The organism is Microcoleus sp. bin48.metabat.b7b8b9.023 (genome assembly GCF_013299185.1).
Taxonomy (GTDB): Bacteria; Cyanobacteriota; Cyanobacteriia; order Cyanobacteriales; family Microcoleaceae; genus Microcoleus.
The window spans coordinates 23,209-45,109 of sequence record NZ_JAAFKG010000063.1 but is presented as its reverse complement, the minus strand read 5'-3'; the positions used below and the strand labels follow the sequence as shown (position 1 = coordinate 45,109).

The 21,901-nt window shown below is 44.4% G+C and carries 18 protein-coding genes and 1 tRNA gene; 10 read left to right on the top strand and 9 right to left on the bottom strand.

The features are described from left to right. Positions 1-480: 480 nt before the first annotated feature. A tRNA-Cys gene (locus QZW82_RS27030) sits at positions 481-551 on the bottom strand. A gap of 185 nt (positions 552-736) precedes the next feature. On the opposite strand from QZW82_RS27030, the gene cpdA reads away from it, so the two are divergent. The 3 genes from cpdA (at position 737) to QZW82_RS27015 (ending at position 4,524) form a co-directional block, all read left to right on the top strand. Beyond that, on the top strand, positions 737-1,516 hold the full coding sequence (cpdA, locus tag QZW82_RS27025) for a 3',5'-cyclic-AMP phosphodiesterase (RefSeq protein WP_293155660.1): 780 nt from the start codon (positions 737-739) through the stop codon (positions 1,514-1,516). Positions 1,517-2,061: 545 nt separating this feature from the next. Continuing rightward, positions 2,062-3,540, top strand: coding sequence for an alpha-amylase (locus QZW82_RS27020; RefSeq protein ID WP_293155658.1), 1,479 nt, complete (start codon positions 2,062-2,064; stop codon positions 3,538-3,540). Between the two features lie 207 nt (positions 3,541-3,747). Then, positions 3,748-4,524, top strand: coding sequence for an SDR family NAD(P)-dependent oxidoreductase (locus QZW82_RS27015; RefSeq protein WP_293155655.1), 777 nt, complete (start codon positions 3,748-3,750; stop codon positions 4,522-4,524). A 591-nt stretch (positions 4,525-5,115) separates the two neighbouring features. Here the strand turns inward: QZW82_RS27015 and cofG are convergent. Then, positions 5,116-6,081, bottom strand: coding sequence for a 7,8-didemethyl-8-hydroxy-5-deazariboflavin synthase subunit CofG (gene cofG / locus QZW82_RS27010; protein WP_293155652.1), 966 nt, complete (start codon positions 6,079-6,081; stop codon positions 5,116-5,118). A 358-nt stretch (positions 6,082-6,439) separates the two neighbouring features. Here cofG and psbA point away from each other — a divergent pair, with 358 nt between their 5' ends. The 4 genes from psbA (at position 6,440) to QZW82_RS26990 (ending at position 9,998) form a co-directional block, all read left to right on the top strand. Next, positions 6,440-7,522 (top strand): photosystem II q(b) protein, encoded by a 1,083-nt coding sequence (psbA, locus tag QZW82_RS27005; RefSeq protein WP_293155649.1) that lies wholly within the window; start codon positions 6,440-6,442, stop codon positions 7,520-7,522. 170 nt (positions 7,523-7,692) lie between these two features. After that, positions 7,693-8,478, top strand: a complete 786-nt coding sequence (locus QZW82_RS27000; RefSeq protein ID WP_293155646.1) for a hypothetical protein — start codon at positions 7,693-7,695, stop codon at positions 8,476-8,478. Between the two features lies 1 nt (position 8,479). Further along, positions 8,480-8,956 (top strand): hypothetical protein, encoded by a 477-nt coding sequence (locus tag QZW82_RS26995; RefSeq protein WP_293155643.1) that lies wholly within the window; start codon positions 8,480-8,482, stop codon positions 8,954-8,956. A gap of 268 nt (positions 8,957-9,224) precedes the next feature. Continuing rightward, positions 9,225-9,998 carry a GerMN domain-containing protein gene (locus tag QZW82_RS26990; RefSeq protein ID WP_293155640.1) on the top strand — a complete coding sequence of 258 codons (774 nt, stop codon included), beginning with the start codon at positions 9,225-9,227 and terminating at the stop codon, positions 9,996-9,998. 342 nt (positions 9,999-10,340) lie between these two features. On the opposite strand, the gene QZW82_RS26985 is transcribed toward QZW82_RS26990, so the two are convergent. The 3 genes from QZW82_RS26985 to efp form a co-directional block, all read right to left on the bottom strand. After that, the gene (locus tag QZW82_RS26985) at positions 10,341-10,733 is read right to left on the bottom strand and encodes a metalloregulator ArsR/SmtB family transcription factor (RefSeq protein ID WP_293155637.1); all 393 of its coding nucleotides are present in this window, start codon (positions 10,731-10,733) and stop codon (positions 10,341-10,343) included. A gap of 30 nt (positions 10,734-10,763) precedes the next feature. Continuing rightward, positions 10,764-11,324, bottom strand: a complete 561-nt coding sequence (gene accB / locus QZW82_RS26980) for an acetyl-CoA carboxylase biotin carboxyl carrier protein (protein WP_293155634.1) — start codon at positions 11,322-11,324, stop codon at positions 10,764-10,766. A 192-nt stretch (positions 11,325-11,516) separates the two neighbouring features. After that, positions 11,517-12,074: an elongation factor P gene (gene efp, locus QZW82_RS26975; RefSeq protein WP_293155631.1), complete on the bottom strand. Its 558-nt coding sequence runs from the start codon at positions 12,072-12,074 to the stop codon at positions 11,517-11,519. A gap of 375 nt (positions 12,075-12,449) precedes the next feature. Between efp and QZW82_RS26970 the strand changes: the two genes are divergently transcribed. From QZW82_RS26970 to thiL, 3 genes are all read left to right on the top strand, one after another. Further along, the gene (locus QZW82_RS26970; protein WP_293155626.1) at positions 12,450-13,574 is read left to right on the top strand and encodes a peptidylprolyl isomerase; all 1,125 of its coding nucleotides are present in this window, start codon (positions 12,450-12,452) and stop codon (positions 13,572-13,574) included. 297 nt (positions 13,575-13,871) lie between these two features. Continuing rightward, positions 13,872-14,186, top strand: coding sequence for a hypothetical protein (locus tag QZW82_RS26965; RefSeq protein ID WP_293155623.1), 315 nt, complete (start codon positions 13,872-13,874; stop codon positions 14,184-14,186). A 310-nt stretch (positions 14,187-14,496) separates the two neighbouring features. Further along, complete coding sequence (gene thiL, locus QZW82_RS26960; protein ID WP_293155620.1) at positions 14,497-15,597, top strand: thiamine-phosphate kinase; 1,101 nt, start codon at positions 14,497-14,499, stop codon at positions 15,595-15,597. 258 nt (positions 15,598-15,855) lie between these two features. On the opposite strand, the gene QZW82_RS26955 is transcribed toward thiL, so the two are convergent. From QZW82_RS26955 to QZW82_RS26940, 4 genes are all read right to left on the bottom strand, one after another. Beyond that, positions 15,856-17,337: a hypothetical protein gene (locus QZW82_RS26955; RefSeq protein ID WP_293155617.1), complete on the bottom strand. Its 1,482-nt coding sequence runs from the start codon at positions 17,335-17,337 to the stop codon at positions 15,856-15,858. Continuing rightward, positions 17,324-17,677: a hypothetical protein gene (locus QZW82_RS26950; protein ID WP_293155614.1), complete on the bottom strand. Its 354-nt coding sequence runs from the start codon at positions 17,675-17,677 to the stop codon at positions 17,324-17,326. The genes QZW82_RS26955 and QZW82_RS26950 overlap by 14 nt, the downstream gene beginning before the upstream one ends. A gap of 111 nt (positions 17,678-17,788) precedes the next feature. Beyond that, positions 17,789-18,616: an Rpn family recombination-promoting nuclease/putative transposase gene (locus QZW82_RS26945; RefSeq protein ID WP_293155611.1), complete on the bottom strand. Its 828-nt coding sequence runs from the start codon at positions 18,614-18,616 to the stop codon at positions 17,789-17,791. Positions 18,617-18,896: 280 nt separating this feature from the next. Continuing rightward, positions 18,897-21,899: a CHAT domain-containing tetratricopeptide repeat protein gene (locus QZW82_RS26940; RefSeq protein ID WP_293155607.1), complete on the bottom strand. Its 3,003-nt coding sequence runs from the start codon at positions 21,897-21,899 to the stop codon at positions 18,897-18,899. Between the last annotated feature and the right edge of the window lie 2 nt (positions 21,900-21,901).

The following is a 21,901-nucleotide window of genomic DNA, read 5'->3' as shown; positions in this document are numbered from 1 at the left end:
CTTTCTGCCCTGCTACGGCAGGCTTTTTGGCTTTTTTTCGGTCTATTTCATAATAAAAACCTTTTTCGATGTTTTTGGGCTTAAATCATTGGTAAAAGTTATGTTGTGCTATCATAAAATTTATAAAGTTTATATTACCAAGACGATCTCAAATTCACTCATTTTTACTAAATGCTGTTTTCTGACTTTTTCAGCAAGCCCTAGCTAAAAAAGCGGTTGTCACCAATTTTTGATGGCAAGGTAGCTCAAAAGGAAAGGCGATCGCCTCTTTCTTCAATCCGAACACCTATCCTCGCCACCTTTACTCTTCCATTGGCCTGATTCAACCTCGCCTGATTTAGTCTGGCATTTTGCTTTGCATTAAATCTGCATTACTTTGTGTGGTTGATTGTAGTTAATTGTGGGCGATACACGCTCCGTTACAATCCCAGAAATCCTGCAAACAAGGCATTTCAAGCTTGTCCAAACAGATAAAAATAAAGGCGGCACCCAGATTTGAACTGGGGGTGGAGGTTTTGCAGACCTCTGCCTTACCACTTGGCTATGCCGCCGTTACGTCTGAAAATTGACGTTATACGATAATACACTAAATCCTGATTATTTCAACATATCTCTCAAAAATTTCCATCGCCCAAAGTTCGTTAGCGAAGCCCTCGAAGAGGATCGCCCTTAAAACCGCATCCCAGGCTAATCTAGAAATAGCTCGATCGCCTCCGCTTCACCCGCAACAGCAGCCATGACACCAAATTCTCCGCTACTCGTCGCCCAAATCACCGACACTCACTTGTTTGCAGTGTGCGATCGACAATGGAAAGGAATCTCGACAACCCGCACCCTGCAAGCAGTTCTTGATCGCCTGCAACAGATACAGCCGTCCCCCGACTTACTCTTGCTCACAGGCGACTTATCTCAAGACGAAACACCCGAATCTTACCAGCGATTGATTTCCCTCATCGCCCCCCTGGGAATTCCCGCCTACTGGATACCGGGAAACCACGACAACATCCCAGTCATGACAGAAATCTTAAATCAGCCGCCGATTTCCCCAAAAAAATCGTGGATGCAGGGAAACTGGCAGTTTCTGCTGCTTTCGAGTGTGGAAGCAGGATGCGACGGCGGGTGGCTTTCCCCAGACAGCTTGCAGTGGCTGGACTCTCAACTGCAACAAACGGGCGATCGACCTGTTACGATTGCTTTGCACCATCATCCGCTGGCGATCGACTGTGAAATCATGGACAGCATGATGCTGCACAATGCCGATGAATTTTTCGCAATTGTCGATCGATACCCTCAAATCAAAATAGTCCTTTGCGGCCACATTCACCAAGAATTTCAGCAACAGCGAGGCTTAGTGTCCTACTTGGGCACGCCGAGTACCTGCATCCAACTGCTACCCAAAAGCCATCCCATTGTCCTCGACACCATCGGGCCCGGATTTAGATTGCTCGAATTGGCGATCGATGGTACTTGGGAAACTAAGATTGAGCGAGTAGCCGCAGAACCTGCAACAGCTTGATAATTTATAGTCAAGAGGTGGTATAGCAATCCTATCTGAGTTTCAAGGTACGACTACCCTCGTTTTGCTAGACTTGTTTTATAGCAAGGATTTCAGAATTACCCGATCTTGAAAATGATTTAGGATTGCTATAGTTGTGCGATCGACAAATCCAAGAATCCTCTACTAGGTTCGTAGTGAGGACTTCAGTCCGCATCAAATTGGTTAGTAGTGAGGACTTCAGTCCGCAGTAAAAATCATATAACTCAAGTCCAAACGAGCCAACCAATTTGATTGTGTTGCTTCAAACGCAAACAGCAAACAACAATATTCAGCAAGTTTCTGAACCCAAATTTACAAATCATAGAACATATTTTTTACTGAATTATATATTAAAACAGTATTAGCAAAAACACACTCAATTGTCAATCTATCAACAGATAGATATCTTTATTAAGGTCAACATTTTATGATAAGTATTGACCGTAAATTGCAGACATATTTAGAGCGCACCGACAACGAACAAAAATATATCTGACAACCTTACAAAACAGGAGAAACTTAATATGTCTCAAGTCAATGGCGTCATGATGCAGTATTTCCACTGGTACAACCCGGCTGATGGCAGCCTGTGGAATCAGCTAGCAGAATCTGCAAAAGATTTAGCAAAAATTGGTGTAACATCCCTGTGGTTGCCGCCCGCCTATAAAGGAACCGGCGGCGGGATGGATGTAGGTTACGGTGTTTACGACATATTCGACTTAGGTGAATTCGACCAAAAAGGATCGGTACGCACCAAATACGGCACAAAAGATGAATATTTGCGCGCGATCAAAGCTGCACAAGATGTAGGAATTCGGATTTATGCCGATGTTGTCTTCAACCACAAATTAGGTGCCGATGCCGAAGAAGAAGCCGAAGCCACACCCTTCAATCCAGACAACCGCAATGACACCGTAGGCGAATATCAAAAAATCAAAGCTTGGACGCATTTTACTTTCCCCGGCCGCGAAAAAAAATATTCCAGCATGGAGTGGCATTGGTGGCATTTTGACGCTATTGATTACAACGTTTACAACACAGACACCCATGCCGTTTACCTGCTAAAAGGCAAAGAATTCGATCGCGGAGTAGACTTAGAGAAAGGCAACTTTGACTACCTCATGGGTTGCGATTTAGATATGGACAACCCAGAAGTCACCGGAGAATTAAAATACTGGGGCGAGTGGTATGTCGATACAACAAACGTTGACGGCTTTCGCTTCGATGCCGTCAAACACGTAGCAGCAGAATTTTTCCAAGAATGGTTGGAACACGTCCGCAACTATGCCAAACGCGACCTATTTGCCGTCGGTGAATATTGGTCTTACGAAGTGGAAGCTTTGCACTACTTCATCCAAGCAACGGATGGTAAAGTATCGTTATTTGACGCGCCACTCCACTACAACTTCCACGCTGCTAGCAAAGCCGGCAATAGCTACGACTTGCGTACCATTTTTGACAACACCCTGGTAAAAGACCAACCAACCCTCGCGGTTACTTTGGTTGACAACCACGATTCGCAGCCTTTACAATCTCTTGAATCAGTTGTCGAGGCTTGGTTTAAACCCTTAGCTTACGCTTTAATCCTGCTACGCAGCGAAGGATATCCGTGTATTTTTTACCCGGATTATTACGGCGCTAACTATAAGGACAAAGGAAAAGATGGCAGCGAATACGAGATTTGGTTAGAAAAACATCAAGCAATTCTCGATAAATTGTTGTTCGCACGCCAAACTTATTCCTACGGGAATCAGTACGATTACTTTGACCACGCGAACACCATTGGCTGGACGCGACTCGGAGATGAAGAACATCCGGGCGCTATGGCTGTGGTACTCAGTAACGGAGGCGATGGCACTAAGTTTATGGAAGTCGGACATCCAAATCAAACTTATATTGACATCACCGAACACATCAAAGAACCGATCGCAACTAATGACGATGGTTGGGCTGATTTTAGGTGCAACGCCGGTTCAGTTTCTGTCTGGGTTCCTCAGCCCTAAGCATTACCTTAATATTGACGGCATCCTCTATCTGAAGTAGGGTGCGCGCTGCGCACCTTACGGCTACGATCGTCCTATCCAACCATTTTTTACTTGGCTATTTCTGATTTTTGCTGATTAAAGCCTGTTCGTAGTGAGGACTTCAGTCCTCTCTTTCTAATCTTACTTTTAGGCGATCGCGCTACCAAATTATTTAAATAAAAAATTATGAAACTTGCAGAAAAAGTTGCCGTAATTACGGGCGGCGGGTCGGGCATTGGACGTGCAGCAGCAATCTTAATGGCCCAGGAAGGCGCAAAAGTTGCAATTATCGATCGCACTTTAGAAACAGCACAAGAAACCGTCCGCGAGTTGGTCAGTAAAGGAGGTTGCGGGTTGGCAATTGTCGCAGATGTGGCTGATTCTAAGCATATGCAACAGGCATTTGAAACAATTTTTGACGAATATCAAAGAATTGATATTGTGTTCGCAAATGCGGGGATTAATGGTGTCTGGTCGCCGATAGAAGAGATAGAACCGAATGAATGGGATCGGACAATTAACATCAACCTCACAGGAACTTTTTTGACAGTTAAGTATGCTGTTCCTTATCTCAAAAAACAAGGAGGTTCCATCGTCATTACATCATCGATTAATGGCACCAGAAGCTTCAGGAAAGTTGGCGCTACAGCTTACGCTTGTAGCAAAGCAGCCCAAGTAGCTTTTGCAAAAATGCTGGCGCTAGAACTTGCACCCAGCCACATCAGAGTCAATGCAATCTGTCCGGGCGGCGTACTGACTGCGATCGATAAAAGTACCGTTAAGCGCCATCTCGATCGCATCTTAGTCCCGCCTGATTGTATTAAAGATGTGATTCCGTTGACTGATAATACCGCAGGTTCCAGCGAAGACATCGCTCAATTAATGTTATTTCTGGTATCCGATGCCTCCAGCTTTATTACTGGTACTGAAGTCTGGATTGATGGCGGCGGTTCTTTGATTTAACATCGATTTAATCGGCAAACATACTGTTCAATAAAAATGCTATTTTTTAAAAAAAAGGTTCGTAGTGAGGACTTTAGTCCGCATCCAAATCAGCCGACTAAAGTCCTCACTACGAACCTTGGGAAAATTAATATTTGAGAAATATTGGCACCAACTCTCCATTTAATCGGCAAACATACTGTTCAATAAAAATGCTATTTTTAAAAAAAAAGGTTCGTAGTGAAGACTTTAGTCCGCATCCAAATCAGCGGACTAAAGTCCTCACTACGAACCTTGGGAAAATTAATATTTGAGAAATATTGGCACCAACTCTCCATTTAATCGGCAAACATACTGTTCAATAAAAATGCTATTTAAAAAAAAAAGGTTCGTAGTGAGGACTTTAGTCCGCATCCAAATCAGCGGACTAAAGTCCTCACTACGAACCTTGGGAAAATTAATATTTGATAAATATTGGCACCAACTCTCCATTTAATCGGCAAACATACTGTTCGATAAAAATGCTATTTTTCAAAGAAAGGTTCGTAGTGAAGACTTTAGTCCGCATCCAAATCAGCCGACTAAAATCCTCACTACAAACCTTTGTAAAATTCATATTTGATAAATATTGGCACCAACTCTCCATTGTTTGACAGCAGTTTGCAATTTTTGCGGCAGCCAGTTATCGTATTTAGGATAAACAGGCAAACGCTGCACGAGCTGCCATCGGGATGCTGCTAAAATTTCTGTTAAGGCTTGGTGTTGCAAATGAGGATAATCGGGATTAACTTCATCCAGCGGCCCAATTCCTCCTAAATCTCTCGCACCTGCTTCTAAACAAGCTAGCAATAAGTCGGGCTGTGCAACTAAATTCGGCGGAATTTGTAGGCAGATTTCAGATGGTAAAATGCTGCGGCCGATCGCAATTACTTGTGGCATTTTTGTAGCATCAAAAACTTCGCCGTCCCAACTTTGCTTGTTTCCCGGACTGTGAGGCTGCAAAATAACTTCTTGAATGTGATTGTAGCGCGAATGAATCCGGGCGATCGCCTCCAACGTCTCAATCCAATCCGCCTCAGTTTCCCCAATTCCCAGCAGCAAACCAGTGGTAAACGGAATCTGCAATTCCCCAGCCCATTCTAACTGTTTGAGCCGCAGCGCCGGCACTTTACTCGGTGCGTGTCTGTGAACCGTTTGTAACAAATCGGGGGACAACTGTTCTACCATCAGCCCCATTGAGACATTCACCTGTTTTAACTGTGCCATCTCCTCAAAGCTGAGCGGCCCCACATTAGTATGCGGTAAAAATCCGAGACTAAGTGCCAGTTCGCACAAATCGTAAATCCGCTGAAACCAGGCTTTGCGCCGTTGACTCTGGGGATGTACCTCGCCGCTGAGGATGAGAATTTCAATTACACCTTGAGGAAGCAGCAATTTGAGCTGTTTTTCGGCTTCTGTGAGTGTTAGCCAAGGACTTTGCAGCGGTTCGGCCCGAAAGTTGCAATAGGTGCAGCGATTGTAACACTCGTAGGTGGGAACCAACGTATAGGCAGGGCTGTAGGTGACAGTGCGGGACATTCCTTGGGATTTTTATCGATCGGACTTACGCAATAACATATATGTCTCACTGGGAGTTTTGCGGTTGGCGATCGCGCTCCTTCATTTATCTTAACACTCAGGCCAGTCCCGAATCTCGTTATCAGCTAAATTATGAGCATTTTTTTCTTGGTGCGATCGCCATCCCATTCCGCTCTCAGCCTTTAAACCCTTGTATAGTAAGCTTTACGGATATACATTAGTTATACTTATGACACTTATAACAAAAACTGTGCTTAATACCCCTTTACAAACCGAAATAAAAGCTTTATGTTTATTTACATGGCGGAACACAAAGCCGTCACGAACATTGAAAACCAAATAAAGCAATCATAAAACCATGACAGCAACCTTACAGCAGCGCGAAAGCGCCAACCTGTGGTCGCAGTTTTGCAACTGGGTCACCAGCACCGACAACCGCATTTATGTGGGTTGGTTCGGCGTCTTGATGATTCCTACCTTGCTAACTGCAACAATCTGCTACGTAATCGCCTTCATCGCTGCTCCTCCAGTGGACATCGACGGCATCCGCGAACCAGTTGCTGGTTCCTTGATGCTCGGTAACAACATCATCTCCGGTGCTGTTGTTCCTTCTTCAAACGCGATCGGCTTGCACTTCTACCCAATCTGGGAAGCTGCTTCCTTGGATGAGTGGTTGTACAACGGCGGCCCTTACCAATTGGTAATTTTTCACTTCCTCATCGGCATTTTCTGCTACATGGGTCGTGAATGGGAACTGTCTTACCGTTTAGGTATGCGTCCTTGGATCTGCGTAGCATACTCTGCACCAGTTGCAGCAGCTACCGCAGTATTCTTGATCTACCCAATTGGTCAAGGTTCCTTCTCTGACGGTATGCCCTTGGGTATCTCCGGCACATTCAACTTCATGATCGTGTTCCAAGCCGAGCACAACATCCTGATGCACCCCTTCCACATGTTGGGAGTTGCCGGTGTATTCGGTGGTAGCTTGTTCTCCGCCATGCACGGTTCTTTGGTAACATCTTCCTTGGTTCGTGAAACAACCGAAACCGAATCGCAAAACTACGGTTACAAATTCGGTCAAGAAGAAGAAACCTACAACATCGTTGCAGCCCACGGCTACTTCGGTCGTTTGATTTTCCAATACGCTTCCTTCAACAACAGCCGTTCTTTGCACTTCTTGTTAGGTGCATGGCCAGTAGTTGGCATTTGGTTTACCGCTTTGGGTATTTCCACAATGGCATTCAACTTGAACGGTTTCAACTTCAACCAATCGATTATCGACTCACAAGGTCGCGTCATCAACACCTGGGCTGATGTCATCAACCGCGCTAACTTGGGTATGGAAGTAATGCACGAGCGCAATGCTCACAACTTCCCTCTCGACTTGGCTGCTGGTGAAACAACTCCTGTGGCTTTGGTTGCTCCTTCTATCAATGGCTAAGTTTTAGCTTGAGATAACAGAAAGCGCCCCTATTTCTAGGGGCGCTTTTTGTTTGCGAAAAATTACAGTTTTAGCGAGATGATCGTTTATGATAATAGAAGGAGCGCGCTAGTTGTAGCTCATGTGCTCTCATAAATCATAAAAGCCTTTATTTATGGAGTCGGCTTCCTATGACAGTCACTACAGAAAATTTAATTAGAGCATTGCCATCGAACAGTGAGGAGGTGATGTTTGGTGAACTAAGTTTAATCAAACACGCCTTAGAAAAGCTGTTTAAATCTGATGAAGCGCGGATTCCTAAAGAAGAACTATTTATTGATGGATTGAAAATTTATGAGGTACTAGAACGGATTAGAGAAGCAAAAGATATACGTCTAAGAGCGGATATTTATTACTCTGAATACAGACCACTTTTAAACGAATTTAAAGCAAAATATAGTGACTTTTTAGCCCGTGATACTTTCAAAGAAATTGAAGATCGTGAAAAATACATGGATGGCTTGAGGGAATTAATCATAGCTCAGGGTTTTATGCTGATTGCGTTTGAAGAAGAAACAGATAAAGTACGTCAATATCGATCGCTATACACGGGTATGGTGAAACTATCAGAGCTTTTAGAAGAATATCTTGTCTACTTTCCACAACACTTAATAGAGTGCATTAAGAATATAGCATTGGCTTTTTTAAATGATTCTAATCTAAAACCCGATCGAGCCAATCAGAACGAGTCAGTTTTTTCATATTTAGTTGGATTAAAAAACACTGCTAGAGCAGTATTATGGCAAATCGAAGAAGACCGAACACAAAATGAAAAATTACATTTGATTGACTCTCCTTATAATCCAATATTTACTCGTGAAATGCAAATTCAGAAAAACCAATCTGCTATGGATTGGGCAAATTCACGACTTGAGCAAATGGAAAGTATTGGAGAAGAAAAAGGATGGAAATTGTAGAGTGATTGTAATTCTAGACTCTAATATTCTTGCTTTGCTGGCAACAAATCTTGATGAAAATTTGTCTGAAGATAAGAAGCTAGCTACAGAGATTTATCAATGCACGAAATGGTTTTATAGCCTGTTATCGAAAGGCGTTTATATAATTGCTTCTGATATCTGTGATTATGAACTTAGACGTGAATTGATTCGTATCAAAAGCAAAAGTATTCAAGAGTTAGATGAACTAAGAGACTTAATTGAATTTCAAGAAGTAACTTTTGCTTTGCTAGAAAAGGCTGCCGAACTATGGGCGGAGGCAAGAGCTATGAGTCAATCTAATAAAATTAAGGAGAACATTGATGTAGACTGCATTCTGGCTGCTCAATGGTGTCTGCTCAAAGAGCAATATCCTGGTCGTAAAGTCATTATTGCCACTAAAAATATTAAAGATTTTCAACGTGTTACCGATTGTGATATTTGGGAAAATATTACTTAATTTATAGTATTTACAAGTTAGATAAAATGTCAGGTAAACTTCAGATATACCATAGCATAAGTGCCTTCTAGATTCTGCCTTCAGACTTATACCTTGTTTTTAAGCGGGAGGGTGTCAAAATGAAATATAGCTCCTAAGCTGTTAAAGATGCCAGGATTGTTTTGGTTTAGCTGTTCCCTGTTCCAGAATCTCAGCAAAAACAAATGTAGCCGATCGGGAGTAGCTCCTCACCGTGTCAAGCGCTTTATCTCTAACGAGGATTTGTATTATGAAAGATGGACAAGAAGTACGCCACGTCTCCACAACAGCACTCATTGCCGGTGTTTGCGGGTTGGCTTTAGTGACTGGAGGGGGCATTGCTTGGTGGACGGCAAGCCGTTCGCCCACCGCAGACACGCAGTCTTCAGCTCCGACAACCGCTCCGGCGCTATCCCCAACTCCTGCCCAATCCCCTGCTGTAATTATCCCCGTACCTCCTCCAAATGCTGTGCAGGTGCCACAGGCTCAGACGCCGCAGGTTCAGACGCCTCAAGCTCAGAGACCTACCCCTCTGGCGTCTCAGGCTCTGGCGCCGAAGTCGCCACAGCCGAAGCCTTTGCAGCAGGCTGATGCCCAAACAGTCCAAGTGTACTGGGTTAAAGATGCGATCGGCAAATTTGAGGCAGTTCCTACGAAAGTAGCTGTCAAACAAGCTGATAAGCCTGATGCAACTTTACAAGCTGCTTTTAACACTTTGTTGGCCGGGCCGAAGGATGCAACTGTTTCTAGCGAAATACCTAAAGGAACAAAACTCCGGGGTTTGAGTGTCAAGAATGATGAAGTTTATGTCGATTTGTCGCGTGAATTTACTGCGGGGGGAGGCAGCAGTTCAATGACGAGTCGGTTAGGGCAAGTTATCTATACAGCTACCAGTTTAAAACCGAATACTAAGGTTTGGATTTCGGTGGACGGTAAGCCTTTGGAACTTTTGGGAGGCGAAGGTTTGGAGGTGGCTCAACCGAGTACCCGCCAAAGTTTTGACAAAAATTTTCCCCTTAACTAACTTTTGATTGATTAGTCATTAGTTAGGAGTTAGGAGTTAGGAGTTATTAGTTATTAGTTAGGAGTTGGGAGTTATTAGTCATTAGTTAGAAGTTATTAGTCTGAATGCAGAAAATAGGGATTGATAGCTGATAACTGATTGCTGATGATATCGTTAACATTTGCATCGGAATAATAATTTTCGGAGTGCAATTCGAGCGTGTCGCTCGCTTCGGATCGCGGAGCCAAACGTCCCGCTCGCTTGCAGGGTAGAATTCCGTAGTTACCGGATTTGAGATAACTGTTGACTGGGAACTGATTACTAATGACTGCTGACTAATGATTGCTGACTAATGACTAATTTTCAGTGCTTGGTAGTCAGGCTAAATGCCCGAAAGTGGAGGGCTTGCTGTTCGATCCGAGTGGCAAGCCGATCGCACACCATAGTACATAGCTCAAAAATTAACTCGTCTTGCACCTTATAATAGGCTGATGTTCCTTCACTGCGGCGAGTGAGGATACCAGCTTGGAGCATAAGTTTTAGGTGCTTAGAAACATTGGCTTGACTCGTTTGAGTAGCTTCCACCAACTCTTGCACGCATTTTTCGCCGTCGCGAAGCAAGTTCAAAATTCGTAAACGCATTGGCTCGCTCAGAATACTGAAATACTCAGCAACTTGTTGCACAACCTCTTGCGGGACAGGCTGGGATGACTTCATCAAACTCACCGGGGAGAAGTGATCTCGAAATATTAGCATTTATTCTGTCCATAACAATAAAGTAATGCTTCAATCCGGATTAATTCGCATTAAAATTTGACCGTATTCGACAGGTTCGCCATTTTGCACTAATATTTCCATGACTTGACCGGACACTTCATCAGCATCAATCTCGTTCATCAGCTTCATTGCTTCGATAATACAGACTGTCTGGCTGACTTTGATGCGATCGCCCACATTGACAAAAGGTGGCTCATCGGGAGCAGCAGCGCGATAAAACGTTCCTACCATGGGCGAGATAATTGACACCCATTTGGTATCGACGGGAGCAGAGACGGCAGCAGGAGCTGCGACAGCAGGGGCTGGTGCAGCCATGGCCGGAGTCGCTGCTGCATTTTGACTAGCAGCATCCGGTGGGGTGGCAGTGGGGCTAGAAACAGGGCCCAGGGCGATCGTCGGAGCGACACTTGCCGCAGTAACTGGGAGTGCAGCAGTCATGGCTGGTTCGCTGGCAATAATGCCTTTGCGTACAGTCAGTTCAAGCTCCCCACTTTTTAATGTCAGTTCCGAAATGCCTGTTTTGTCTAAAACAGTCAGCAGTTCGCAAAGCTGGTTTAAGTCTAATTGCACAGTAGATTCAAGGGTAATTAAGAATTTAAAATTGAAAAATTGGAATGCGGCGAAGCTAGGAAACTTCACCGATTTTGGAGACAAAGGGATAGTTTTTAATCTTTGAGCGATGAGCGATGATTTTTTAGCTCTTTAACTAATAACTCACAACTAAAAACTAAAAACTAAAAACTCCCTTTTCCTCCGTCGTTTCTACTCTCGGCCGAGGTACTTGTCTTCACGAGTATCAATCCGAATGCGTTCTCCTATCGAAATAAATAGAGGAACCATAATCTGAGCTCCGGTGGAAAGGATGGCCGGTTTACTGCCACCGGTGGCAGTATCTCCTTTGACTCCGGGATCGGTTTGTGTCACTTCCAAGACGACAGAATTGGGTAATTCCACTTCCATGATTTGGTCGTTCCAGCGAAGGATACTGACTTCCATACCTTCATTCAGGTACTTGACACGCTCGCCTATTTCCTTGGCTGTGAGGCGGCTTTCCTCGTAAGTTTCCATATCCATAAAGACAAACTGGTCGCCTTCTTTATAGGTATGCTGCATCGCGCTCTTTTCGAGGTTGGCTTGAGGCAAAGATTCGCCAGCTCGGAATGTGTGTTCCACTACGCTGCCGGTTTGGACGTTTTTTAATTTTGTCCGCACAAAGGCGGAACCCTTTCCGGGCTTGACGTGGAGGAATTCGATAACCCGCCACACGCCGTTATTCCATTCAATTGAAACACCTGGTCGAAAGTCGTTACTGGAGAGCATATAAATTTTTGCGGGCAATCCCGTCGCCATTGGGCACGGGGGAACTATAGTCAGTCGATTTTAGATTTGAGATTTTAGATTTGAGATTCACTCGCAGCTTTGAATCTGGGAGATTGAACCTTGCTCTAAAATTTCGATCTCTCCACGACAGGAGTCTGGGGATTGTATCCGTTTTTGAGCGGGGTCAGCTTAAAGCCGCAGTCTAGCTGACGGCATCAAAAAGCAATTGGCAATTTATTTTACCTTTCAAAGGGAGCAAGTGCTGTACTCCAAGCGAAAAACCTCTGTCTGTTGGACAAGTTGGGCAACGGATGTAATGGAGAGAAGGCGATCGCGCGCTGTGGGAAGATAATAGAGGCAATAAAAGTTAAAGATATGTTGCATTGGCCTAATTTCTCGATCGATACGTGCAAGCGCTGGGTGAAGACCGCCGCTTTAGCAATCCTGCTGTTCGCACTCTCCCTGAGTTTCAGTGCAGTTTCCTATGCGAAACGCCCCAGCAGCAGTATGCCTGCGGGGAATCCGGTTACGGATGGGCGGGCGCTGCTGCGTTTCGCGCTACCTATTGACAATCAGACTGTGCGTGAGTTGCAAGTCAGCCTGGAAGACATTGGCAACCACATCCGTTCTAAGCGTTGGGGGCCCATTAGCAGCGATGTCAGCAAGGCTTCGAGGATTCTCAGCATTCGGGAGTCCGACATTTTAAAGAGTATTCCTGAGGCGAAACAGCCGGAAGCTGAGGCGCTAGTTGCACAAGTCAAGGAGGGAATTGCTGAACTGGAAAAGGCTGTTGAGACTAAAGACAGGGAAAAAGTTATTGACTTGAAGGCGAAAATCCTCGGTTCGGTAGGCGAAATCGAAGAGTTGATGGTGACTGGGTTTCCGTTTGAAGTGCCTGCTAAGTATGCTAATCTGCCTCAACTGAAAGGCCGCGCTACTGTGGCGGTGGAAACGGATAAGGGGACAATTACTGTTGTGGTTGATGGTTACAGCGCGCCTGTGACTGCTGGTAATTTTGTGGATTTGGTCGATCGGGGTTTCTATGATGGTTTACCATTTATTCGATCGGAAGAATCCTACGTTTTGCAAACGGGAGATCCCGAAGGCAAGGAAGTAGGTTTTATTGACCCAGGTACTGGCAAATACCGGAATGTGCCGCTGGAAGTGCTAGTTAGAGAGGACAAGGAACCTGTCTATGGGATTACTCTAGAAGATGCGGGGCGTTATCGCGACGAACCTGTTTTGCCTTTTTCTGCTTTTGGTGCTGTGGCGATGGCCCGGGCTGAAGCTGAACCAGACAGCGGTTCTTCTCAGTTTTTCTTTTTCTTGTTTGAACCCGAACTCACGCCCGCTGGTCTAAATTTGTTGGACGGCCGCTATGCTGTTTTTGGTTACACGATCGAAGGAAAAGAGGTTTTGGATAAACTGAGGCAGGGAGATAAGATTATATCTGCTAAGGTGATTAAAGGAAAGGAAAATTTGGTTCAACCTCAAGTTTAATCAGCACGCAAACAAAGACGGCGATTTAAATCGCTTCTTGTCAAACAAAGCCCGCCTCCGCGGGCTGGAAGAAAGACAAACAAAGACGGCGATTTAAATCGCTTCTTGTCAAACAAAGACCGCCTCCGCGGGCTGGAAGAAAGACAAACAAAGACGGCGATTTAAATCGCTTCTTGTCGAACAAAGACCGCCTCCGCGGGCTGGAAGAGTTAATCAGATTAGTTGAAATTTAATTAACATCATTCTTTTGATATACTGAGATTCGTTATTCCAACTAGCAATTATAACGCTATTAATATGGCAATTTTAGAATTTTTATTGGTAATTGGTTTGGGCGGATTCGCAGGATTGTTGATTGTCAACAATCTGAATGAAAGCAAGCAAAAGCGACAGTTGGATGAGGCTTTTTATCAGTTGTTGGAAACTCAAAACAGTCAGATGTCGCTGATTCAATTGGCTGCTAGCGCTAGGGTTGAGGCTGAAGTTGCTCAGCAGTATTTAAACCGACAAGTTAAGATTTTTTCGGCAATTTTAGAGGTGGATGATGAAGGGGATACTTTTTATAGGTTTCCGAGGTTGCGCTTGCCGCCGAATTCTAATAAGGAATGGTAAAGCAGTTGATAGTTGACAGTTGACAGTTGACAGTTGTTAGTTTTCGTATAATTTCCGGTTGTTTTATGGGAATAATTTAACCGCAGAGAGCGCAGAGAACACAGAGAGAGATAAGAGAGATGAATACAGGACGATGCTAGCGGATTTGATATCAGTTGTCAGTTGTCGTTGTCATATCACGTCCCGTCGATTACTATCACAAAAACCGTTCGTAGTGTGGACTTTAGTCCGCAGTATGTTGCGGACTAAAGTCCACACTACGAACCTTAGTCAGTTTCCTAATAATATTTAACGGGCTTGAACTAATTTAATGTTGATTAAAGATATCGGAGAACAAGGTCTTTTAAGAATACTACAAAAATTCTGCCCTGCCGAAATTGTGGGTGATGACTGCGCTGTACTTCCGACAAATCCCAACCAATCTCTGGCGGTGACGACGGATATGTTGGTGGATGGAGTGCATTTTAGCGATCGCACTACAGGCCCTTATTATGCAGGATGGCGCGCCGCTGCGGCAAATTTGTCAGATCTGGCCGCCATGGGTGCAAGGCCTTTGGCGGTGACGGTAGCCCTGGCTGTGAGTGCGGATACGGCTGTGGATTGGGTGGAAGAGTTTTATCGGGGGATGACGGCTTGTTTGCAAGAGTATCATACGCCGATCGCCGGTGGGGATGTGGTGCGATCGCCCGTGGTGACAATTGCGATTACTGCTTTGGGACAGGTTGAGGAAAATCGTACCATCTGTCGGTCAAATGCGCGATCGAATTGGGGGATTGTGGCGACTGGGTTTCACGGAACATCCCGCGCGGGATTAGAATTGTTGTTGAATCCAGAATTTGGGCAAAATCTGGAAAAGGGCGATCGAATTTCTTTAATTCTCGCTCATCAGCAGCCTAAACCGCGGCTGGATGTTTTGCCCATTTTGTGGGAAATTTTAGATGCTGCGGGTGCGATGGAACCCCCCCTCAGTCCCCCCCTTGCTAAGGGGGGGAAGCAAGAGTCAAATTCTCTTTCTCCACCCCTTAGTAAGGGGGGGCCGGGGGGGGTTAATTCCCCAATTGCGATTGCTGGAATGGATAGCAGCGATGGTTTGGCTGATGCGATTGTTCAGGTTTGTCGGGCTAGCGGTGTTGGTGCAAATGTCGATCGCACAAAAATACCAATTCCCCATAGTTTAAGCGAAATCGTATCCGCCCAAAAGGCTCTGGATTGGGCGTTGTACGGTGGTGAAGATTTTGAGTTGGTGCTGTTTTTGCCGATCGACCGTGCTAAGTTATTGGTGGAACGAATCGGTGATGGTGCTGCGATCGTCGGAATTACTACGGAATGTGCCGATATTTGGTTGAGTGATAGCAGCGGGATTTGTCCTGATTTTAGATTGGAGATCGATCGAGGATTTCAACACTTCTAAATTCTCTCTTATCTTACTCTAATCTTAGTCCGCGGAGGCGGACATCGTTTGTGTAGACGCGGTTTCTAACCGCCGGGTTTCTATTATATCTAATCTTAGTCCGCGGAGGCGGACATCGTTTGTGTAGACGCGGTTTCTAACCGCCGGGTTTCTATTATATCTAATCTTAGTCCGCGGAGGCGGACATCGTTTGTGTAGACGCGGTTTATAACCGCCGGGTTTTTGGGTTTATAACCGCCTGGTTTCTAATTCACGTTTTCAATCGCCCTGTCTCTCATCGCGCACTTCCTCGGTTTGCTGCAAGATATGATTAACTGGTTGACTTTGGGAATCTGGTAATTGTGCAACAGATTTACGACGAAACAATCTCAATCTACCATTAATTTTCCATGTTCCATTCAGCAAACCCACAACTCCCGCCACGATTACCACAGCTAGGAAACTCCACAACAGACTGGCTACAGCCGGATGAAGTACATCCCCTTTTTGAGGTATCCTGAACTCTATGGGCGTCTGAACATAAGCAGAGACAGCAGACACCACAATGCCTCCAGCGCCTAAGCCAGTACCGAGTATTTGAATGGTTCTTTCTAAAGAGCGATCGCACTCAGCCTGTTCAATATCGACAATTCCTCCCACTAACTCTACCGCAATCTTAATCAAATCAGTGCCATGCTTGAAATAGCCTAAATCGCCCTTAAGTTGTTCTTGAAAATATCGACAATTTCTCTCAATAAAAAACTTGAATGTTGTCAAATTATCAGTTTGTATCTGCAATTTATCGCCAATTTGCAACAACTTTTCTTGATAATTGTAAACATGAATATTAATCGTGTTATTAAAATCTTCTAAATATTCCAAAGCTCTTTCATAATTCAAACTTTCTCGAAGTAACTCCTTGAGCTTGATTTTCAGATACTTTAACGATTCATCTATATTAACACTTTGTGGCGAATCAACTCCATTTGGTAATTCAATTCGACTTACTTCAGTAATTTTGACTTCCAAGTTTTCGATTGTTTGCTCAATCTCCCAATATCGTTCCTTAAGTTTATCGTAATTTCTGCGACTGTCAAGAAAAGCTTTAGTGATTTTATGGCGGTGATAAAATAGCTCAAACAAAGGTTGAATAATCTTCCCTAACTTTCCCTCAATATCATCATCAACCAGATAAACAAACACCTGTACTTGACTTTTCGGAGAACTATACTCAAACATCGGAGAATCGAATAACCTAGTAGCCCGATAAAAAGGTGGACGCACAGATGATTCTGCTGGGAAAAGGTGTTTTAAACATTCATCTGCGACTTTGCGAAAGTCATTGTCACTTGGCTGCTGATAAGTTTCTGATTTGTAGGTAATCAAAAGAGTTTGTCCTAGCCAATTTATATGACTATCAGCAACCAGCAGATTATTAACATTGAATTGTGTTAATGCTGCGATGACTTCTAAGTCTTTGTTTTCGTCAGTTTCTGGGCTACCAATTCTCGCTAAAATGCCTTCACTATCATCGATACGGCAAAATTTCAACGAACCATCTATTTGATTTGAATGGGTGAACTTGTTGGGTTTAGTGAGGGGATACTTGAGGTTTGCTTGAGAAAAAACTAGGCTTTTGTCCTGACTGAAATATTGCCAGATACTATTTGCCCAAGTCCAGATTGAGTCAGCATCAGTTTTGCTTTTGTCACTGAGTTGGTAGCTGTGGATATAGACTTGGGGATGGTCAATTTTTAGCATTTGGGGCGGGGGGAATTGAGGCTATTTCAATGCGTTTTTTCAAGTGGGCTTCTAGCTTTTTGATATCGGGATAGTTATTAGTGACTGTTTCATAGCCCGGTGTGACTTCCGCTTCTGCATCGTCGAGATTTTTGCGAGTCAGATTGGCAATCTGCTCTGCCACTTCGGGAAAATTTTGATATACTTGATTAATAGCTGCTTTAACTGCTTTGTCAGTAGCATCAGACTCAGCTATCGGCAAAACAGTCTTGAGTAATTCTTCAATAAATGGCGGAGTTAGAATATTTGGGTATTGGGTAATCGCGTTATAGATTTCCGACAAAATCAGGGTTTTCATCATAAGTTTACCTCAAAAATGGATTTACAATGTAAAGTGGTATCGGAGCGAGTTTTACCAAGAGTAATTGCCAAAAACCAATAATCTCGTAAACCCGCCCCCGCCAAACTTCGATCAATTTTGTTCAGCTTGTTCTTGTTGAGCTTCGGTGATAATCTTTGCTACTTCAGTGACTGGCAAGTCTAAGAATAGAGCAATTTGTTCTATAACTAATCCCACATTAAACATTCTGAGGATTACAGCTTTTTCTCGCTGTTTAGCTTCAGCTTGTCCTTCAGCTTGTCCTTCCGCAAAAACATCTTGATAGAATCTGGTTTTCTTTAAGTCACTGAGATTAAACATGGCGGCAATTTCCTCTCTGGATTTTTGGGGTAACTTGTAAACAATGATAGTTTCTAGTAAGTTGATGAAGCTCTCTCTGACTGCGATATTCGATATTTCGGTTTCGGCTTGTCTGGCTAAAGTTATAGCTAAATCCGAGGCCGTGTTTTCTGGTTCGATTACCAGTTTAAGTAATTTTATCGGTAGAGATGCTGTTTCTGGTTCGGTAAGTTCATCCAGGTAAATGCGGGTGATTTTTGGGAGTGCCAGCATTTCCTGAAAGTGGATGTCACATTCTCTTTCTGTTTGCCGATTTGGGTAAATGACTACCAATTGCCAAGGATGCGGCGGTTGGTATTGTTTGAGATAGATGAATAGTTCGGCAAATAGACGATAGTAGAGATTTGGGTCTGGTTGAAATTGGACTTCGACAATGTAGAATGGTAGTTGGGGATCTGCGACAATTGGCAGAAACAAACCATCTAGGCGAAAGGCTAATTGTTTAACTTCTTGGGATGTGAATTGGTATTGGTTTGTAGCATCGGCAGGTATACCCAGCAGGGCAAAGAAAATAAACGGGAATTCTTGGAAGATGCTGTAAAATAGGCTATCTGTTTTCATGGATCGAATTAAATCTTTCTTTGAATTGTACCCTGTTCATTCACGATTGTATGATAATACCAAGTGCTGTAGGGGCGGGTTCACCGAAATATTTGACACTCGTCGATGGATTATAAAAACCCGCCCTCACCCACCGAAAAATTTAGATCGCAATTCTATTGTACAGATAGATTGTGTGTTATATCATAGGCCGGGGCGGGTTTATGAAATCTTTGGTTTTCATCAGAGATTGTTGGTGAACCCGCCCCTACAATATTTGTACTAAATGAACCGTGTTTGATTATAAACCGATCGCACAAAACGCTCCCCAATGATAAACATCGCCGTAGGGTTTTACGGTCGGTTTGTAACGTCCCAGATATTCTGTAACATCTTCTTTTTGCTCTCCATCGAAACTATCCGAACCTTTCACCCATTCTAGCAAATCTGAAGCAGTGGCGGACTTAAACCAGCGCTGGGTATCATGGAGCGCTTGACCAATGCTAACTCCAGGTTTTAGTACCTCATAGAATTTTACCATCATCAAGGCCGTCGAGAGGTCATTGACGGCCCAAAGACTGGCCAAAGTTCCCATTGCTCCCGCGTAGAGAAATCCTGTCGGTAATCCAATATAATCGGAGCGATTCTGCGTATCAATTAGCGCGGTTTCGCAGGCGGAAAGTACGACTAGGCGGCACTGTTTGAATCGCAGTCCGAAAATTTCAGCTAAAGTCAGGCATTTGTCAATATCCGCTGTTTTGCCTGCGCGCCATTCCACATAACGCTCAGGGGGTAGGCACGGGGGCACTACCCCTACGGGATCATCGGCGATGCTTGTAGGGGCGGTGCCCCCGTGCCCGCCCTCTTCGGCGATGATACCCCCTGACAAAATCAAAAACGACTTCAGCGGATCGTCAGCATTAAACGAACCGTGACAGGAAAAATGCGCGCAATGAGCATTTTCTAACTGCTCTAAATACTGTTCCAAAAGATTAGTTTTACTCGCTTCCGAGCCGGGGAGAATTTGACTGATGGCGAATTTGGGGGCGATGCTGGCGACTTCCAACTCGGTGTAGGGAAGATCCGAGGTGGGGTTTTGCAGGGCGAGGAGTTGGTCAAAATTCGGGTGGATTGTAATCTGTTGGAGGAGTTGGCAACTGGGGCTGTATTGAATTCCTTGGGTGAATCTATCTAACAAGAATTCGTCGTCGGTTAGGGGTAGGGCGTGGAGGGGGAACAGGTGCAGCAACCAGTGGGGAATTAGGATTAAGCGCGTACTTTCTGTGGGCAGAATTGTGGTGATTTGGAGGATTTCGGCAAGACGCTGGAGATAGTCGGAGAGTTTGGTTTGCCAGTGGGTTTTGCTTTGTTTGTAGTCGGCGCGGTAGTCGTTAACTAAGTCGATTAATTCATCGCATTGACGATTGCGATGCACTGTCAGCACGTCGGGGTAAGTGAGGACAAAGGTGATGATTTCTTCGTTAGTGATGTACCACTCAATTAGGGCGGTGTCTGGGGTGAGGAGTTGGGTAATTTCGGTGAAAGTAATGGGTTTTAGGACTTGGGGGGTTTCCTGTTTTTGGGCGATGACTTCGGCAAGGTTGCGGGCTTTGTTGGCTTCGGCATATAAGAGTGCTTCTTGGTTGCTTTGGCGATCGAGGCATACTTGCACCATGCCTATGTAAAGACTATCCCACTGCAAATCGTGTTTTTGCTTGGTTTCATCTCCCGATTCTAACTCTCGTAATTTGGAGGCTCTGGTTATGGCATTTTTAAAGGTATCGTAGGCACTTTGGAGAGTTGCTGATTTTTGGTTTGTGTCTTCTAGTTTTTCTAGGTTGATGTGGTCTAGTTTTTTCAGATAAGCCCAGCCCAGGTTATTTAAGGTTTCTACGTTGTTGAACGGGAAATCCTCAAAGGTACGAACTGTTAAAGCAGCGTTATAAAAGCCGATCGCCCGTTCCAGATTTTCCGCCCGCGAACCGTTGATTCTGTTAGCGTAGGTAATAGCTAGGCTATATTGAGTCTCGGCCCAATCTTTAGGGAAATCTTCACGGTTACGAACTGTTAAAGCAGCGTTATAAAAGCCGATCGCCCGTTCCAGATTATCCGCCCGTGAACCGTTGATTCTGTCATTGTAGGCAGCAGCTAGGTTATGTTGAGCCATTGCCCATTTTTCAGGGAAATCCTCAAGGGTACGAACTGTTAAAGCCGCCTCATAAAACTCGATCGCCAGTTCCAGATTATCCGCCCGCGAACCGTTGATTCTGTAACTGTAGACATTAGCTAGATTGTTCTGAGTCTGTGCCCAATCTTTAGGGAAATCCTCAAGGGTACGAACTGTTAAAGCAGCTTTAGAAAAGCCGATCGCCCGTTCCAGATTATCCGCCCGTGAACCATTGATTCTGTTTAAGTAGGCATTAGCTAGGTTATTTTGAGTCATTGCCCAATCTTCAGGCAAATCCTCAAGGGTATAAACTGTTAAAGCCGCCTCATAAAATGCGATCGCCAGTTCCAGATTATCCGCCCGTGAACCATTGATTCTGTTTTTATAGGCAACAGCTAGGTTATTTTGAGTCATTGCCCAATCTTCAGGCAAATCCTCAAGGGTATGAACTGTTAAAGCAGCCTCATAAAAACCTATCTCCTGTTCTATATTCTCTGCTGTCTTTCCCCTGATTCTCTTACCGTAGGAACTACCTAGGTTATTTTGAGTCCTTGCCCAATCCTCGCTACCTGGTTTCCGATTATTTAAAACTATTTGATAACCTGTAATGGCAATTTCAATATTATTCGCTCTATTCCCACGAGAAAAGTTACTAATATGAATACTCAAATTTTCAATTAGGTCAACAATTGAGCTAATTGTTTCTGGATTTTCGTCAGCAAGTAACCTCTGAGCTACTTGCTGTAAAATCTCGGCAAAACGAGCATTGAGGAGATGTTGCCGTTCGGCGAGGATGGGGTAAACCGCGGCAATACCGCCATAGCTTTGTTCTGCTTGCAATAATTCTAGGATAAAGTTGGCATACTCTTGGGGATTTTCACCTTCAGAGTTATTGCTATCTCCGTCATCGTTCATATCGATAAATTGCCCTAGCTGACTGGCCAGATTTCGGAGGAAATTCGCGCCATTTTCGCCTCCTTGTGCAGCCAACTTTGCCGCTACTGACTCGCAAGTTTCCAGAAATCCGCGATCCAATAATTCTGAGTTATCTTGTAATATCTGCGGTTCGTCTCCGTTGGGGCAATTCAGCAGGGTGTGAATTAATTGGAGATAGGCTCGATCGCGGTTTTCTTCCATTG